The 14,445-nt window shown below is 73.1% G+C and carries 14 protein-coding genes; 6 read left to right on the forward strand and 8 right to left on the reverse strand.

Translation table 11 applies throughout. From position 1 onward, the window contains the following. Nucleotides 1–24: 24 nt before the first annotated feature. The 4 genes from AB0K35_RS18530 to AB0K35_RS18545 are packed head-to-tail and all read left to right on the forward strand — an operon-like array spanning nucleotide 25 to nucleotide 4,100. Nucleotides 25–1,485 carry a PfkB family carbohydrate kinase gene (locus tag AB0K35_RS18530; RefSeq protein ID WP_363886470.1) on the forward strand — a complete coding sequence of 487 codons (1,461 nt, stop codon included), beginning with the start codon at nucleotides 25–27 and terminating at the stop codon, nucleotides 1,483–1,485. Further along, complete coding sequence (locus AB0K35_RS18535; RefSeq protein WP_363886473.1) at nucleotides 1,482–2,183, forward strand: SDR family oxidoreductase; 702 nt, start codon at nucleotides 1,482–1,484, stop codon at nucleotides 2,181–2,183. The genes AB0K35_RS18530 and AB0K35_RS18535 overlap by 4 nt, the downstream gene beginning before the upstream one ends. Then, nucleotides 2,180–3,133, forward strand: coding sequence for a glycosyltransferase family 9 protein (locus tag AB0K35_RS18540; RefSeq protein ID WP_363886476.1), 954 nt, complete (start codon nucleotides 2,180–2,182; stop codon nucleotides 3,131–3,133). Before AB0K35_RS18535 ends, AB0K35_RS18540 begins: the two co-directional genes overlap by 4 nt. Then, nucleotides 3,117–4,100, forward strand: a complete 984-nt coding sequence (locus tag AB0K35_RS18545; protein WP_238669937.1) for a DNA topoisomerase IB — start codon at nucleotides 3,117–3,119, stop codon at nucleotides 4,098–4,100. Before AB0K35_RS18540 ends, AB0K35_RS18545 begins: the two co-directional genes overlap by 17 nt. 155 nt (nucleotides 4,101–4,255) lie before the next feature. Here the strand turns inward: AB0K35_RS18545 and AB0K35_RS18550 are convergent, their stop codons facing one another. Next, on the reverse strand, nucleotides 4,256–5,290 hold the full coding sequence (locus AB0K35_RS18550) for a helix-turn-helix domain-containing protein (protein ID WP_238669938.1): 1,035 nt from the start codon (nucleotides 5,288–5,290) through the stop codon (nucleotides 4,256–4,258). A gap of 9 nt (nucleotides 5,291–5,299) precedes the next feature. Continuing rightward, complete coding sequence (locus AB0K35_RS18555) at nucleotides 5,300–6,061, reverse strand: TetR/AcrR family transcriptional regulator (protein ID WP_238669939.1); 762 nt, start codon at nucleotides 6,059–6,061, stop codon at nucleotides 5,300–5,302. An 82-nt stretch (nucleotides 6,062–6,143) separates the two neighbouring features. Here AB0K35_RS18555 and AB0K35_RS18560 point away from each other — a divergent pair, with 82 nt between their 5' ends. Next, entirely contained in the window at nucleotides 6,144–7,733 is a 1,590-nt protein-coding gene (locus AB0K35_RS18560; protein WP_363886480.1) for an MFS transporter, read from the forward strand. Here AB0K35_RS18560 and AB0K35_RS18565 read toward each other — a convergent pair. The 4 genes from AB0K35_RS18565 to AB0K35_RS18580 form a co-directional block, all read right to left on the reverse strand. After that, nucleotides 7,723–8,226: a hypothetical protein gene (locus tag AB0K35_RS18565; RefSeq protein WP_238669941.1), complete on the reverse strand. Its 504-nt coding sequence runs from the start codon at nucleotides 8,224–8,226 to the stop codon at nucleotides 7,723–7,725. The genes AB0K35_RS18560 and AB0K35_RS18565 overlap by 11 nt on opposite strands. Before the next feature lie 85 nt (nucleotides 8,227–8,311). Next, on the reverse strand, nucleotides 8,312–9,943 hold the full coding sequence (locus AB0K35_RS18570) for a RecQ family ATP-dependent DNA helicase (protein WP_363886483.1): 1,632 nt from the start codon (nucleotides 9,941–9,943) through the stop codon (nucleotides 8,312–8,314). A 106-nt stretch (nucleotides 9,944–10,049) separates the two neighbouring features. Further along, nucleotides 10,050–11,000, reverse strand: coding sequence for a TIGR03557 family F420-dependent LLM class oxidoreductase (locus tag AB0K35_RS18575; RefSeq protein WP_238669943.1), 951 nt, complete (start codon nucleotides 10,998–11,000; stop codon nucleotides 10,050–10,052). An 87-nt stretch (nucleotides 11,001–11,087) separates the two neighbouring features. Beyond that, entirely contained in the window at nucleotides 11,088–11,213 is a 126-nt protein-coding gene (locus AB0K35_RS18580) for a hypothetical protein (RefSeq protein ID WP_255750123.1), read from the reverse strand. 217 nt (nucleotides 11,214–11,430) lie between these two features. Between AB0K35_RS18580 and AB0K35_RS18585 the strand changes: the two genes are divergently transcribed. After that, entirely contained in the window at nucleotides 11,431–12,924 is a 1,494-nt protein-coding gene (locus AB0K35_RS18585; RefSeq protein ID WP_238669944.1) for a glycoside hydrolase family 3 protein, read from the forward strand. On the opposite strand, the gene AB0K35_RS18590 is transcribed toward AB0K35_RS18585, so the two are convergent. Continuing rightward, nucleotides 12,921–13,208, reverse strand: a complete 288-nt coding sequence (locus tag AB0K35_RS18590; protein WP_238669945.1) for a GNAT family N-acetyltransferase — start codon at nucleotides 13,206–13,208, stop codon at nucleotides 12,921–12,923. The two genes, AB0K35_RS18585 and AB0K35_RS18590, sit on opposite strands and share 4 nt — an antisense overlap. After that, nucleotides 13,205–14,431, reverse strand: a complete 1,227-nt coding sequence (locus tag AB0K35_RS18595) for a cysteine desulfurase-like protein (RefSeq protein ID WP_363886487.1) — start codon at nucleotides 14,429–14,431, stop codon at nucleotides 13,205–13,207. The genes AB0K35_RS18590 and AB0K35_RS18595 overlap by 4 nt, the downstream gene beginning before the upstream one ends. Between the last annotated feature and the right edge of the window lie 14 nt (nucleotides 14,432–14,445).

Raw genomic sequence — 14,445 nt, forward strand, 5'->3', positions numbered from 1 at the left:
ACCCGTGAGGATGAGGAGGCAAGCGTGAGGGGACCGGTGGTGGTGCTCGGGGACACCCTGCTCGACCGGGATGTGGAAGGTGTGGTGAACCGGCTCTGCCCGGATTCCCCGGTGCCGGTGCTCGACGAGACAGTGGCCACCGACCGGCCGGGGGGCGCCGGTCTGGCGGCGGTGTTCGCCGCCGCGCAGGGCGCCGAGGTGGTGCTGGTGACCGCGCTCGCCGACGACGCCGGTGGGGCCCGACTGAGCGCTCTGCTCGCCGCCGCCGGCGTGCAGGTGTACCCACTGGCCCTCTCCGGCGCGACACCGGAGAAGATCCGGCTGCGGGCCCGGGGGCGGGTGCTGCTGCGCCACGACCGGGGCGGCACGTCCGGGGAGCCGGGCCAGCCCTCCGACGAGGTGCTCCGGGTGATCGCCGGGGCGTCGGCGGTGCTGGTCAGCGACTACGGCCGGGGGGTGGCCCGGCAGCCCGCGCTGCGCGACGCGTTGGCCGCCACCCGCGCGCCGGTGGTGTGGGACCCGCACCCGCGCGGCCCGGCGGCAGTGCCCGGTGTGCACCTGGCCACCCCGAACGAGTCGGAGGTGCGCGAGCTGGTCCCCGCGCTGCCCGGCGCCTCCCGACTGGCCACAGCGTCCCGGGGCGCCCAGGGGCTACGACGGCGCTGGCGGGCCGGCGCTGTCGCTGTGACGCTGGGCGGCGACGGCGCGCTGCTCTGCCACGCCGGGTCGACGCCGCTCGTGGTGCCGACTCCGGGTAGCGCAGAGGGGGACACCTGCGGTGCCGGCGACCGGTTCGCTGCGGCGGCCAGCCTCGCACTGGCCCAGGGCGCGCTGGTCTCCGAGGCGGTACAGGTGGCGGTCGCCGAGGCGTCCGCCTACGTGGCCGGTGGGGGAGTGGCCACGGCGCTGCCTTCGTCGGCGCCTACGGTGCGGGCCAGGAGTGCGCCGGGGCCGCGAGCCCTCCAGCCGGGACCACGAGGTGCTGCGGTGGCCGACCGGGTGGGAGTGCCGGCTGTCGCCACGCTCCTGTCTGAGGTACGCGCCGCGGGCGGCACTGTGGTGGCGACCGGCGGTTGCTTCGACCTGCTGCACGCCGGGCACGTGGCCACCCTGGAGGCGGCCCGGCAACTCGGCGACTGCCTGATCGTCTGCCTGAACTCCGACGCCAGCGTGGCGTTGTTGAAGGGGCCGGACCGGCCGGTGCAGTCCGAAGGCGACCGCAGCCGACTGCTGGCCGCCCTGAGCTGCGTCGACGCGGTCCTCATCTTCGACGAGCCGACCCCGGAGACGGCGCTGTCCTGGGTACGCCCCGACGTCTGGGTCAAGGGCGGCGACTACGCCACCGGCGGTGGCGACGCGAGCGCCAGCCTGCCGGAGGCGGAGGTCCTGCGCCGCTGGGGTGGCAACACCGTTGTGGTGCCCTATCTGGACGGTCGTTCCACCACCGACCTGATCGTCCGCACGCTCGCGGAGCGGACCCGATGACCGCCACGCGGCCCGGTGCCGGGCCCACAGTCCTGGTCACCGGCGGCGCCAGCGGCCTCGGCGCCGCTGTGGTCGCCGCGGTGACCGCCTCCGGTGGCCGACCGCTCGTGCTGGACCGGCAGCCGCCGGCCGACGGGGTGTCCTGGACCGAGTGCGACCTGGCCGACACGCGGGCCGCCGAGGTGGCCACCCAGCATCTCGCCGAGCAGGCCGGTGGCCTGGACGCGGTGGTGACCGCCGCCGGCACCGACGTGCCGGGCCGACTCGCCGACCTGCCGGGGGAGACCTGGGACCGGATCGTCGCCGTCGACCTGCTGGCCACCGCGGCGGTGATCCGGGCCGCGCTGCCGTTCCTGCTGACCTCCCGGGGCCGCATCGTCACCGTCGCGTCGACCCTTGGCGTCAAGGCGGTCAGCGACGCCACCGCGTACTGCGCGGCGAAGTTCGGCGTGGTGGGGTTCACCCGAGCCCTCGCCGCCGAGCTGGCCGGTCAGGTCGGCGTCACACTGCTCATTCCGGGTGGGATGCGCACCGCGTTCTTCGACGAACGTGACCCGCAGTACAAGCCGGGGCCGGACGCGAACCTCAACGAGCCCGCCGACACCGCCGCCGCGATCATGTTCGCGCTCAACCAGCCGCCCGGTTGCGCGGTGCGCGAGATGGTGGTCTGCGCCGAGCAGGAGACCTCGTACCCGTGATCCTCGTGCTGCGCGCCCTCGGCGTCGGCGATCTGGTGACGGCGGTGCCCGCGCTGCGGGCGCTGCGGGCCGCGTACCCGTCGCGGGAGCTGGCGCTCGCCGCGCCCGGCTGGCTGGCCCCGCTCGTCGACCTGGTCGGTGGCGTTGACCGGCTGGTGGACACCGCGGGGCTGGATTGTCCTCTCCGGGTGGGGTCGGCGCCGTGGACGGCTGTCAACCTGCACGGGCGGGGCCCGCAGTCGCACCGGCTGCTCGCGGCCACCAGGCCCGGTCGGCTTCTCGCCTTCGCCAGCCCGGACGCCGGCTGCGACGACGGCCCGCGTTGGGCCGTCGACGAGCACGAGGTGGACCGGTGGTGCCGGCTGCTGTCCTGGTACGACATCCCGGCCGACCGTGCCGACCTCAGCCTGCGTCGGCCCGCTGCGGCGGGGCTGCCCAGCGGTGTCACACTGCTGCACCCGGGCAGCAAGATCCCGGCCAAGCGGTGGCCCGCCGAGCGGTTCGCCGCGCTGGCACGGGCACTGACCGACCAGGGGCACCGGGTGCTGCTCACCGGTTCGGCCGACGAACGGGGGTTGGCGGCCCGGGTGGCCGAGGCGGCGGCCTTGGGTTCGGACGCCGTGCTGGCCGGCCGGACCGACCTCGGCGCGCTCGCCGCGCTGGTGGCCGACGCCCGGCTGGTGGTCAGCGGGGACACCGGGGTCGCCCACCTGGCCACCGGGTACGGCACCCCGTCGGTGGTCCTCTTCGGGCCTGTTGCACCGGCGCACTGGGGGCCTCCACCGGACCGGCCACGGCACCGGGTGCTCTGGGCCGGCGAGGCGGATTGGCCCAGGTGGGACGGGGTAGGAAGCCACCCGACGATGGCGGCGCTGCGCCTCGACGAGGTGCTGGCCGCCGTGGCCGAGGTGGAGAGGGTGGTGCGGGTCTCCGGTGCGGTTGCGGCGTAGCGACCCGGGTCGACCGGGGTACGGACGGCGTCGGCGCGGACGGGGTTGGCTCTTCGTCGACCCGTCCGGCGCTCCGGTGCGGGATCCGGATGTCCTGGCCCGGCTGCGGGAGTTGGTCATCCCGCCGGCCTGGCAGGACGTGTGGATCGCGCCGCACCCGAACGGGCACATCCAGGCGATCGGGATCGACGCGGCCGGACGCAAGCAGTACGTCTACCACCAGCGGTGGCGGGAGAAGCAGGACGAGGCGAAGTTCGACCGGGTGCTGGAGGTGGCGCGCCGGCTGCCGGCGCTGCGTGAGCGGGTGGGGCGGGACCTGGACGGACGTGGACTGGGTCGGGACCGGGTGCTGGCGACGGTGACCCGACTGCTGGACATGGGGATGTTCCGGGTCGGCAGCGACCAGTACGCGGCCGGCGACGACCCGACGTACGGGGTGGCCACCCTGCGCCCCGAGCATGCCCGGTCCCGGCGCGGCTGTGTGGTGCTCGTGTTTCCCGCGAAGGGAGGCATCGAGCAGGTACGCCGGATCGAGGACCCGGAGCTGTGCCAGGTGCTGGTGAATCTGCGCCGTCGTCGGCGACGGGCGGAGCGGCTGTTCGGCTACTGGGACGGCCGGGAGTGGCGCGACGTGCGCAGCGACGAGGTCAACGGCTACCTGCGCGACGCCAGCGGTGGGGAGATGACAGCGAAGGACTTCCGTACCTGGCACGCCACGGTGCTCGCGGCCACCGAGTTGGCCACGGCCGGTCCGGCCCGTTCGGTGACCGCCCGGCGTAAGGCGGTGGTCGCCGTGATGCGTGCCGTGGCGGAGCTGCTGGGCAACACGCCGACGGTGGCTCGCGCGTCGTACGTGGACCCCCGGGTGGTCGACCTCTACCACGACGGGGTGGTGGCGTCGGTGGATCCGCGGGCGCCTCGCGAGGAGGCGGAGCAGATCGTCCTGAAGCTGCTGGAGGGGGCCTGACCGGCCCCGTCGGCGATTCTGGGGGGAAGCGCGACGGAGCCGGAGCCTCGGGCGTCAGCGGGATGCCACCGGGCGGCCGCCCGCCGCTCGCGCGGCGGGCGCCTCGCCACGGCCCCCGTTGGCGGCCCACCAGGTGATGGCCGGCCGCGTTGGTGTCAGTCTGCCGGCAGCGAGTTGACAGTGGACGCCTGGCTGTTGACGATCCGCGCCAGATCCGAGCCACTGTCGCGGTGTTCCTGTGGGGTGGTGCCGTACGCGCCCCGAAATGCCCGGCTGAAGTGGGCCTTGTCGGAGAAACCCCACCGCGCCGCGACGGTCTGCACTGGCTGGTTGCGTAGCGCCGGGTCGGTCAGGTCGCGCCGGCACCGGGCCAGCCGCAGATCCCGGATGTACGACGCCACTGTGGTGTCCTCGGCCTCGAACAACCTGTGCAGGGACCGCACCGAGATGTGGTGGGCGTCAGCGACCACCTGGGGGCCGAGTGTCGCGTCGCCGAGGTGGCGGTGGATGTACGACTGCACCTGGGTGAGCAGCGCCCGGCGGCGGACCTCGGTGGGCACGGCGTCCTCGGCGACGAGGTGCCGGCCGAGCATTGTGGTGGCCAGGTCCAGTCCCACCGCGCCGAGCCGGCTGGCGTCTGCGGCATGGTACTGCTCGGGGTGCCCGGTCACCTGGAGCAGGAACTGCGCCAACAGCGCCCCGACCCCCTCGCTGCCGGACATCCGGCCGCCGTAGAGCGCTGCCATCCGCTGCGGCGGTAGGGGCAGGGCGGCGTGCGGGATCATCGTGACTATCGAGGTGGCCTGGTCCCGGTCGGGCTCGGTGGCGTGGTGGCAGACGTCGTGCGGCCGGGACCCGTCGTAGAAGGTGAACTCGCCGGCCAGGATCTCACTGCGGCGACCATCCTGACTGGACGTGCCCACGCCGCCGGTGGTGAGGGCGAGGATGTAGAGCTCAGGGTCGGACTGCCGGACCAGCTTCCGGGTCCGGGTGGCGTCCAGCGACGGGTATTCGTACTGCGCCAGTTGGATCGGGCCGAGCGCGATGAAGTCGGCGCGGGCGGCGAAGTCGCCGCTGTGCGCGGACTGGATGCGCAGCGGCACCGAGGTGCGTGCGACAAGGTCCAGCCACATGCCGAACCGTTCGCCCGGTGGCAGGACCGTGGTGTCGATGGAGTCTCTCGGCAGCATGGGGCTCCCTCAGCCCGCCCGGCGTTGGATCAGCGCCTCGACGCCGTCGAGGATCCGGTCCAGGCCGAAGACGAACTCGTCGTCCGGGTCGTCGTCCTGGTAGAGCACACCGGCGCGGAGCACCCGGTGCAGCGCGGGGAAGCGGGCCGGGTCGATGAGCCGGGCCACCAGCCGACCGTACGCCGGCATCATCTCGCTGGGCTCGACGCCGGCCGCCCGGCTGCCCTCGGCGATCTGCGAGGTGAGGGTGGCCTCGTTGCGGACGTACCCGGTGATCAGCAGGAGCACCGACATCTTCTCGCCCTCGCCGAGCACTGTGCCGTCGAGGCAGCGCAGCCCGTCCTCCATCCAGCCGAGCTGCTGCGGGGTGATCGGTGGGCCGCTGATCGGCACGTGCAGCAGCCAGGACCGCTGCCGCAGCACCTTGTGCTCGGCCCAGGCCCACCGGGTGAGGCCGGCGCGCCAGTCGTCCTCCGGCGCGGGTGGGCCGGGGGACGGGCCGTACCCGGTGTCCACCATGAGCATCAGCAGCTCGTCCTTCGAGCCGACGTACCGGTAGAGGGCCATGGTCGCGGCGCCCAACTCCTTGGCCACCCGGCTCATCGAGACGGCCGCCAGGCCGTCGGCGTCGGCCACGCGTACGGCGGCGTCCACGATGGCGGGCACGCTCATTCCCGGCCGGGGGCCCTTGGGTGGCCGCTCCCGCAGCCCCCACGCGCTCTCGATGGCCGCCGGGAGTACGGGCCCGCTGTCGTCTGTCTTCGCCGCCACATTTCCTCCTTGCCCCGTCATCCTAGTTCTGCGTATGGTCTACGCATAACAGCGTACGCCATACGCATAAGGAGAACTCGTCATGACGATCACCACCACACCGGCACCGCGAGCGGGCCGGCGGGAGTGGATCGGGCTCACGGTGCTGATGCTGCCGCTGCTCCTGGTCTCGATGGACGTGTCGGTGCTCTACTTCGCCGTCCCGTTCATCAGCGCGGAGCTGCGCCCCACCGCCACCGAGCAACTATGGATCTTCGACATCTACGGCTTCGTGCTGGCCGGCCTGCTCATCACCATGGGCGCCCTGGGTGACCGGATCGGCCGACGTCGACTCCTGTTGATCGGCGCCACCGCGTTCGGTGCGGCGTCGCTGCTGGCCGCGTACGCCGACAGCACCGCGACGCTGATCGCCGCCCGGGCCGTGCTCGGCGTCGGTGGGGCCACCCTGATGCCCTCGACGCTCGCTCTGGTGCGCAACATGTTCCCCGACGCCAAGCAGCGCGGCACCGCCATCGGCATCTGGACCGCCACCCTCACCGGCGGCATCGCGATCGGCCCGGTGCTCAGCGGCATCCTGCTCGAGCACTTCTGGTGGGGCTCGATCTTCCTGATCAACATCCCGGCGATGCTGATGCTGCTGTTGCTCGTCCCGCTCCTGGTACCCGAGTTCCGCAACCCGGCGACCGGGCGGTTCGACCTGGTCAGCGCGGCACTGTCGCTCGGCGCGCTGCTGCCGGTGATCTACGGCATCAAGGAGATGGCCCGCGACGGCCTCAGCCCGGTGCGGGTCCTCGCCATCGTCGGCGGTCTGCTGGTGGGGGCGCTCTTCCTGCACCGGCAGCGGACCCGGGCGTACCCGATGGTCGACCTCGCGCTGTTCCGCCGTCGCGGCTTCGCCGGGTCGCTCGCGGTGAACCTGCTGGCCATGTTCGCCATCGTCGGCTTCGCCATCTTCACCACCCAGCACCTCCAACTGGTGCTCGGCCTGAGCCCGCTGCGGGCGGCGCTGTGGAGCCTCGTGCCGTCCCTCGCCGTGGGCGGAGTCGCGCCGGCCGCCGCCGTCCTGGCCCAGCGCGTCGAACGGGCGTACCTGATCGGTGCGGGGTTCGGCATCGCCGTGGTCGGCTTCGTGGTGTTGACCCGGGTCACCCCGGAGACGTCGCTGTGGCTGCTGCTCGTCGGCGCCAGTGTCTACGCGGGTGGCCTGGTGATGGTGATGTCCCTCGTCACCGAGCTGGTTCTCGGCGCGGCGCCGCCCGAGCAGGCCGGTGTCGCGTCGGCGCTGACCGAGTCCAGCAGTGAGCTGGGCGGTGCGCTGGGTATGGCGATCCTGGGCAGCGTCGGCGCGGCGGTCTACCGCCGTGAGGTCGTCGACGGCCTGCCGGCCGGGCTGCCCGCCGACGCCGCCGCCTCCGCCCAGGAGACCCTGGGCGGCGCGCTAGCGGTCGCCCGGGGGCTACCGGCGGAGCTGGCCGACGCGGTGCGGCACGCCGCCGCTGTCGCGTTCACCGACGGGCTGCACCTGGCCGCGTACGCCGCCATGGCGGTGATGCTGCTGGGCGCGGTCACCGCGCTGGTAGCGCTGCGCGGCGTCCGGCCGGCCGACTCCACGGCGCTGGCCGCCGAGCCGACCGGTCCGGCCGACACGTCGTTGTCGTCGGTCAGTCGGTGAGCACGTGCGCGAGCCGGTCGCGGAAACGCCGCTCGGAGTCGCTGACCGACTCGCCGCCGATGCCCAGCAGCCCACCGCTGGACGCGGCGCCCACCACCTGCTCGGCGATCTTCACGAGCCAGTGCTTGTACGCGCCGGCCTCACCCTCGTCGACCCGCGCGGCCAGCAACGCCGCCGCCTCGCCGGCCCGCAGCAACACGTCGTCGATGTACGCCACGGGGTCGGCGGGCGCGATGACCGGCAGCTCCTCGCCGGTCTCCGGGTCACCGACCCGGGTGACGATCTCGCCGGCCACGGCGGTGACCAGCGGGCTGGCCGACTCCCGGCCGGCGGCGATGGTCTCCAGCCCGGCCGCGGTCTCCGCCATGGTCCGGCGGGTGCCGTCGGACTCGGCGGCGCTCGCCGCGGTCAGCACCGACTGCGGCAGGCCGACCAGCAGCCCCCACTCCTCGTCGGAGAAACCGAACCCGGTGTACGCCGGCTGCTCGATCACGACAACGCCCCTTCCGCCCTGCTCTGCTTGGTCAATCGGTGCTCTTGGTCGTTCCACCGGGCCCGAAAGCGGCACCCGGGTCAGGCTAGTCCAGGGTCAGCAGGCCCTGTTCGGACACCACGCGCACCGACAACGTCTTGTACCCGACCTCATCGAAGAGGACCGTCATCTTGTCCTCCTCGTAGGAGAGCACCATGCCGGACCCCCACTCCGGGTGCCGCACCTGGCTGTGCACCGGGAACGGCCCGACCGCACCCTGGTCGGCCACGCTGGTGCCGTTGTGGCAGTTGTCGCAGTGGCCGCAGACCTGCGTCATCTGCTCGCCGAAGTAGGCAAGCAGGGTCTGCCCCCGGCAGGCCCGGGTCTCGGCGAAGGCCCGCATCATGTCGGTGCGCGACCGGGTCACTGTCTGCTGGCGCTCCGACTCGGCCAGCGCCGCCGCTGCGGCGTCGGTCGGGGTGGGGGAGTAACGGGGCGCGCCGATGCGCTGCCGGGCGCGTGGTTCGGCCGCCCCGACCTGCTCCAACAGGGAGAGGTACTGGCCCAGCTTGCGCGGCCCGAGACCGGTGGTCTCGCGCAGTTCGGTCTTGGTGGCCGGCTTCCTGCGCAGCAGCGCGGCCAGGTCGCGCAGCTCCTCGAGGTCGGGCAGGCCACCGCTGAAGAACCGTTGCAGGCCGACGTCCTCGGCCTGCCAGAGCAGCAGCACCCGGGCCGGTTGCCCGTCGCGTCCGGCCCTGCCGATCTCCTGGAAGTAGCTGTCCGGCGAGTCGGGCAGCGCCATGTGCACCACCCAGGCGATGTTGGGCTTGTCGATGCCCATGCCGAACGCCGAGGTCGCCACCATGATGGGGACCTCGTCGGCGAGGAACGCCTCGTGCAGATCGTGGCGTGCGCCGGCCGCCATCCCACCGTGGTAGAACTGCGCCGGGTAACCGGCGTCGGTCAGCCGGGTGGCCAGCTCCTCGGCGGCGCGACGGGTCGGCACGTAGATGATCCCGGGCCGCTCGTCGTCGCTCAGCAGCGCGATCAGTCGCCGCCACCGGTAGTCCTCGGTGGGGCAGTGCGCGACCTCGACGAACAGGTTCGGCCGGTCCAGTCCGGAGACCACCACCTCCGGGTCGGTCAGCCGCAGCCGGGCGATGATGTCGTCGCGTACCGGAGGGGAGGCGGTGGCGGTCAGCGCGACCACCGGCGGCCGGCCGATACCGTCGATGAGGTGCCCGAGCGCCAGGTAGTCGGGGCGGAAGTCGTGCCCCCACGCGGAGATGCAGTGCGCCTCGTCGATCGCCACCAGGGCCGGCTTCAGGGCGGCGACCTCGGCCATCCGCTCGGGATTGCTGAGCTGTTCCGGGGTGATGAAGAGGAATTCAGCCCTGCCCTCGCGGATCTCGGTGATCGCCTCGGCCTGCTGCGTCGGCGACTCGTTCGAGCTGATCCGCACCGCCCGCAGCTCCGGGCGTTGCCGCTCGTTGAGGGAGGCGATCTGATCCTGCTGGAGGGCCAGCAGTGGTGAGATCACCACTGTGGGGCCGGGGATCAGGCTGGCCGGAATCTGGTAGATCGCCGACTTGCCGGCTCCGGTGGGCAGCACCACCAGGGCGTCTCGCCGCTTCATCACGGCGCGCATGGCGGCCAGTTGGTTGGGCCGTAGCGCCTTCCAGCCGAAAAGGCTGCGGGCCGCGCGGCGCAACGTCATCGAGTGCGTGGACAGTTTCATCGAGGGCCGGAGGTACCCGGGCCCATGACCGCCGAAACGCGTTCGGACGATCATGGGCCCGGGCTGTCGCCCATACCCCCCGATGGCCGGCTCGTTGATCGCCGGCTCAGTGCAGCCGGGGCAGGACCTCACGCTGGTAGAGGTCGAACAGACCCTGGTAGTGCGGTCCGGTGTTGGCCACGTAGACCTCGTCGAAGCCGGCCTTGGCGTACTTGTCGATCATCTCCAGGTGCGCGTCGACGCTGTTGCCGCAGACGAACGCCTCCTTCAGCATCTCCGGCCTGACCAACTCGGCGGCCTGCTCGAAGTGCCGCGGTGAGGGCAGCACCTGGGACAGCTCACCCGGCACCCCCGCGTTGGGCCAGCGCTCGTACGCGATGCGCAGCCCCGCCTCCTCGCTGTCCGCGTACGCCGCCTTGAAGCCGGCCTGGCACGGCTTGTCGCCGCCGCCGTTCTCGCGGAAGCGCCGGACCATCTCGCCGTCGGGCATGGTGCTCACGTAGCCGTCGCCGATCCGGGCGGCCAGGTCGATGGCCTTCGGCCCGAAGCCCGAGACGTAGATCGGCGGGGGAGCGTCGGGCAGCGTGTAGATCCGGGCGTGCTCCACTGTGTAGTGCTTGCCGTGGTGGTTGACGAAACCGCCGCCCCACAGCGCGCGCAGCACCTCGACGGCCTCCTCCAACATCTCCAGCCGGACGTCGGCCTGCGGCCAGGCGTCACCGAAGATGTGTTCGTTGAGCGCCTCGCCGGTGCCGACGCCGAGCACGAACCGCCCACCGTGCAGCACCGCGCTGGTCGCCGCCGCCTGCGCGATCACGGCCGGGTGGATCCGCACTGTCGGGCAGGTCACCGCCGTGGTCACCGGTAACGAACAGACCTGGCTGAGCGCGCCGATCATCGACCAGACGAACGGGCTCTGGCCCTGTGCGTCCACCCAGGGGTGGAAGTGGTCGGAGATCCACAGCGCCTCGAAGCCGGCCCGTTCGGCACCGCGCGCCTGCTCCAGCAACTCGGCTGGCGTGAACTCCTCACTGGATAGAAAGTATCCGATCTTCATGGCTTACCCCTTCGGCGCGCGGACCTGCTGATGGGGAGAGCCGTACCCCGGCGGCGCCCGGTCACACCGGTTCTCGCCGTGGGCGGGTCAGCGTCGTCCGAACATCGCCCGGATCGCGGCGAGCAGCAGCAGGGCGCCGACCACCAGGCCGAGCAGGCGTACGCCGGGGATGTCGGCCGGGCTCGTCGCGTCGGCCAGCAGGACGGGATCCATCCCCGCACTCTCCCCGGAGAGCCGGCCGCCAGGCAACTGTAAGGTTTATTGACTATTGATTCGCTCAGTGTGACCATGGCAGGACCGCCTGCCGGTGGCGGTGCGCCGAGGGCGCGCGAGAGATGGGGTACGGGGGCCGCATGAGCGAGCGCAACCAGCGGATCGACGGGGGCGCACCGTCGCCGGTGATCGACATCGATCACTGCGAGGGGGCGGAGTGACAACTACCAACGGGCACCTCCCGGTGCTCGCCGCCGCCGTTCTGCAACCCGGCTTCGTCGGCACCACCCCACCCCCGTGGGTGTGCCGCTGGCTCGGCGAGGGTCTCGGCTCGGTGGTGCTCTTCGCCCGCAACGTGGTCGACACCGAGCAGGTGACAGCCCTCACCGCGACGCTGCGCGCGGAACGGCCGGACGTCATCGTGGCGATCGACGAGGAGGCCGGCGACGTCACCCGGCTGGAGTCGGTGCACGGCAGCTCCCGACCCGGCAACTTCGCCCTCGGCGCTGTCGACGACCCGGAGCTGACCGAGGCCGTCGCCCGGGACCTCGGCGCCGAACTGGCAGCGGCGGGGGTCACCCTCAACTACGCCCCGGACGCCGACGTCAACTCCAATCCGGCGAACCCGGTGATCGGCGTCCGCTCCTTCGGCGCCGACCCGGCGCTGGTCGCGCGGCACACCGCCGCCTGGGTCCGCGGGCTCCAGGCCGGCGGCGTCGGGGCCTGCGCCAAACACTTCCCCGGGCACGGCGACACCCGGGTCGACTCACACCACGACCTGCCCCGGATCACCGCCGACCGGGCCCGGCTGGACGCCTGCGAACTGGCCCCGTTCCGCGCCGCCGTGGCCGCCGGGGTGCAGGCGGTGATGACCGGTCACCTGCTGGTGCCCGCGCTCGACCCGCACCTGCCGGCGACGCTGAGTCAGCGCATCCTGGGCGGGTTGCTCCGCGACGAGCTGGGCTTCTCCGGCGTGGTGGTCACCGACGCGGTGGAGATGCGCGCGGTCGCCGACCGGTACGGCTTCGCCGGTGCGACGGTCCGCGCCCTCGCCGCCGGGGCCGACGCCATCTGCATCGGCGGCGAACGGGCCGACGAGCAGTCCGCCCGCGAGCTGCGCGACGCCATCGTGGCCGCCGTCGTCTCCGGTGAGCTGCCCGAGGAACGTCTCGCCGAGGCCGCCAAGCGCGTCGGTCAACTCGCCGCCTGGACGGTGGCCGCCCGCAGCGCCGGCTCGGCCGCAGGACGCGCCGCCCACGTCGGGCTGGTCGCCGCCCGCCGGGCCGTCCGGGTCACCGCCGCCCCGGGCGCGACTGTCGCGCTGCCACTGACCCGCGCGGCACACGTCGTCGAGTTCGAGCCGCTGCGCAACATCGCCATCGGGGCCGAGACCCCGTGGGGCATCGGCGGACCACTGACCGAGCTGCTGCCCGGCACCAGCACCGTCCGCTACGCCGAACCCGACGTGCCGGCGGACCCGGGCGCCGGGGCGGGCGGTCGCCCCCTGGTCCTGGTCGTCCGCGACCAGCACCGGCACGACTGGATGCGCGACGCCGTGCACCGCGCGTTGGCCGCCCGGCCGGACGCCGTGGTGGTCGAGTTGGGCGTGCCCGAACTGGTCACCGGGGCGGTGCACCTGGCCACCCACGGCGCCACCCGGGCCAGTGGGCAGGCTGCCGCCGAGGTGCTCACCGGCGCCGGCCTTCCCTAGGGAAGATCGGCCACCAGGTTGGCGTACTCGGGGTGCTTGTCGATGAACGCGGCCATGAAGGGGCACTGCGGCACCACTGTCGTGCCGCGTGCCCGGAGCTGGTCCAGGGTGCCGCGGATCAGCGCGCCGCCCACCCCCTTGCCCTGAAAGCTCTTGTCCACCTCGGTGTGGGTGAAGACCAGGACCTCCCCGCGCGGCAGGTACGCGGTGAAGCCGGCCAGCGCGTCGTCGACCAGGATCTCGAAGCGGTGCTTCGCCGGGTTGTCCTCGACCAGGGTGCTCATCCGGCCATTCTCCCCGCCGGATCGGCCAGCGCGTCGAGTTCGCCGAGCAAGCGGTCCACCTCGTCGGCGGTGTTGTAGTGGTAGATGCTGGCCCGCACCGCGCCGCCGCTGTCACGCAGACCCATCAGTTGGAAGTACTCGTAGGCGTAGTAGTCGCCGACGGAGAGGCAGAACCCGGCGGCGCCCAACGCCTCCTGGGTGGCCGCCGGCGACATCCCGGCGACCCGGAACGAGACCGTCGGGCAGCGCCGCGCCGGCGAGCCGTAGACGGTGATCGCCGGCCGCTGGGCGAACCCGGCGAGCAGCCGGTCCAGCAGGGCCTCCTCGTGCGCCTGGGCGGCAGTCAGCCCGGCCCGCAGCCGCGTCCGCCGGTCGCCGACCGCGTCCGGGTCCAGCCTGGCCAGGTGATCCACGGCGGCGGCCACACCGGCCAGCAGTGGGAAGCTCGGCGTGCCGTACTCGAACCGGTCCGGCACCGCGTCGGATGACGGCACCAGCTTCGCCGGGCGCAGCGCCGCCCAGCGGGCCGGGTCCGCCACCATCGCCGCCAGGTGCGGACCGGACCACTTGTACGCGCTGGTGACCAGCACGTCCGCGCCGAGCGACGTCAGGTCGGTCGGCCCGTGCGGAACCGAGTGCACCCCGTCGACGCAGACCAGCGCGCCGACCGCGTGCGCGGTCTTGGCGATCGCCGGCACGTCCGGCATGGTGCCGATGGCGTTGCTGCCGGCAGTCACAGCGACCAGCCGGGTCCGCTCGCCCACCAGGTCGGCGTACTGGGCCGTGGGCAGCTCACCGGTGTGCCTGTCGACCTCGGCCCAGCGCACCGTCGCGCCGGCCGCCTCGGCGGCCTGCACCCACGGCCGGACGTTCGCGTCGTGGTCGAGCCGGGAGACCACCACCTCGTCGCCGGGCCGCCAGGCCGCGCCGAGCGTGCGGGCCAGGGTGTACGTCAGCGCTGTCGCGCTCGGGCCGAGCACCACCCCGGCCGGGTCGGCGCCGAGCAGGTCGGCCACCGCCGAACGGGCCTCGGCCACCAACTCCAACGACCGGCGGCCCGGTACGAAGGCGGCACTGCGGTTGCCGATCGCCGATCGCATGGCGTCGGTGACCGCGTCGATCACACCGGCCGCGGTCTGGGTGCCCCCGGCACCGTCGAAATGGACGAAGCCCTCGGTCAGGGCGGGGTACGCGGCCCGGGTGCGGGCGATGTCGAACGGCATGTCCCGGACCCTAG

It is taken from the genome of Micromonospora sp. NPDC053740 (assembly GCF_040677775.1).
Classification (GTDB): Bacteria; Actinomycetota; Actinomycetes; order Mycobacteriales; family Micromonosporaceae; genus Micromonospora; species Micromonospora alfalfae.

Excerpts from the sequence above, each read along its gene's own strand:
- AB0K35_RS18570 (WP_363886483.1), bottom strand. The coding sequence starts at position 9,943 with ATGAAACTGTCCACGCACTCGATGACGTTGCGCCGCGCGGCCCGCAGC.
- AB0K35_RS18535 (WP_363886473.1), top strand. The coding sequence starts at position 1,482 with ATGACCGCCACGCGGCCCGGTGCCGGGCCCACAGTCCTGGTCACCGGC.
- AB0K35_RS18580 (WP_255750123.1), bottom strand. The coding sequence starts at position 11,213 with ATGGATCCCGTCCTGCTGGCCGACGCGACGAGCCCGGCCGACATCCCC.
- AB0K35_RS18560 (WP_363886480.1), top strand. The coding sequence starts at position 6,144 with ATGACGATCACCACCACACCGGCACCGCGAGCGGGCCGGCGGGAGTGG.
- AB0K35_RS18575 (WP_238669943.1), bottom strand. The coding sequence starts at position 11,000 with ATGAAGATCGGATACTTTCTATCCAGTGAGGAGTTCACGCCAGCCGAG.
- AB0K35_RS18590 (WP_238669945.1), bottom strand. The coding sequence starts at position 13,208 with ATGAGCACCCTGGTCGAGGACAACCCGGCGAAGCACCGCTTCGAGATC.
- AB0K35_RS18550 (WP_238669938.1), bottom strand. The coding sequence starts at position 5,290 with ATGCTGCCGAGAGACTCCATCGACACCACGGTCCTGCCACCGGGCGAA.
- AB0K35_RS18595 (WP_363886487.1), bottom strand. The coding sequence starts at position 14,431 with ATGCCGTTCGACATCGCCCGCACCCGGGCCGCGTACCCCGCCCTGACC.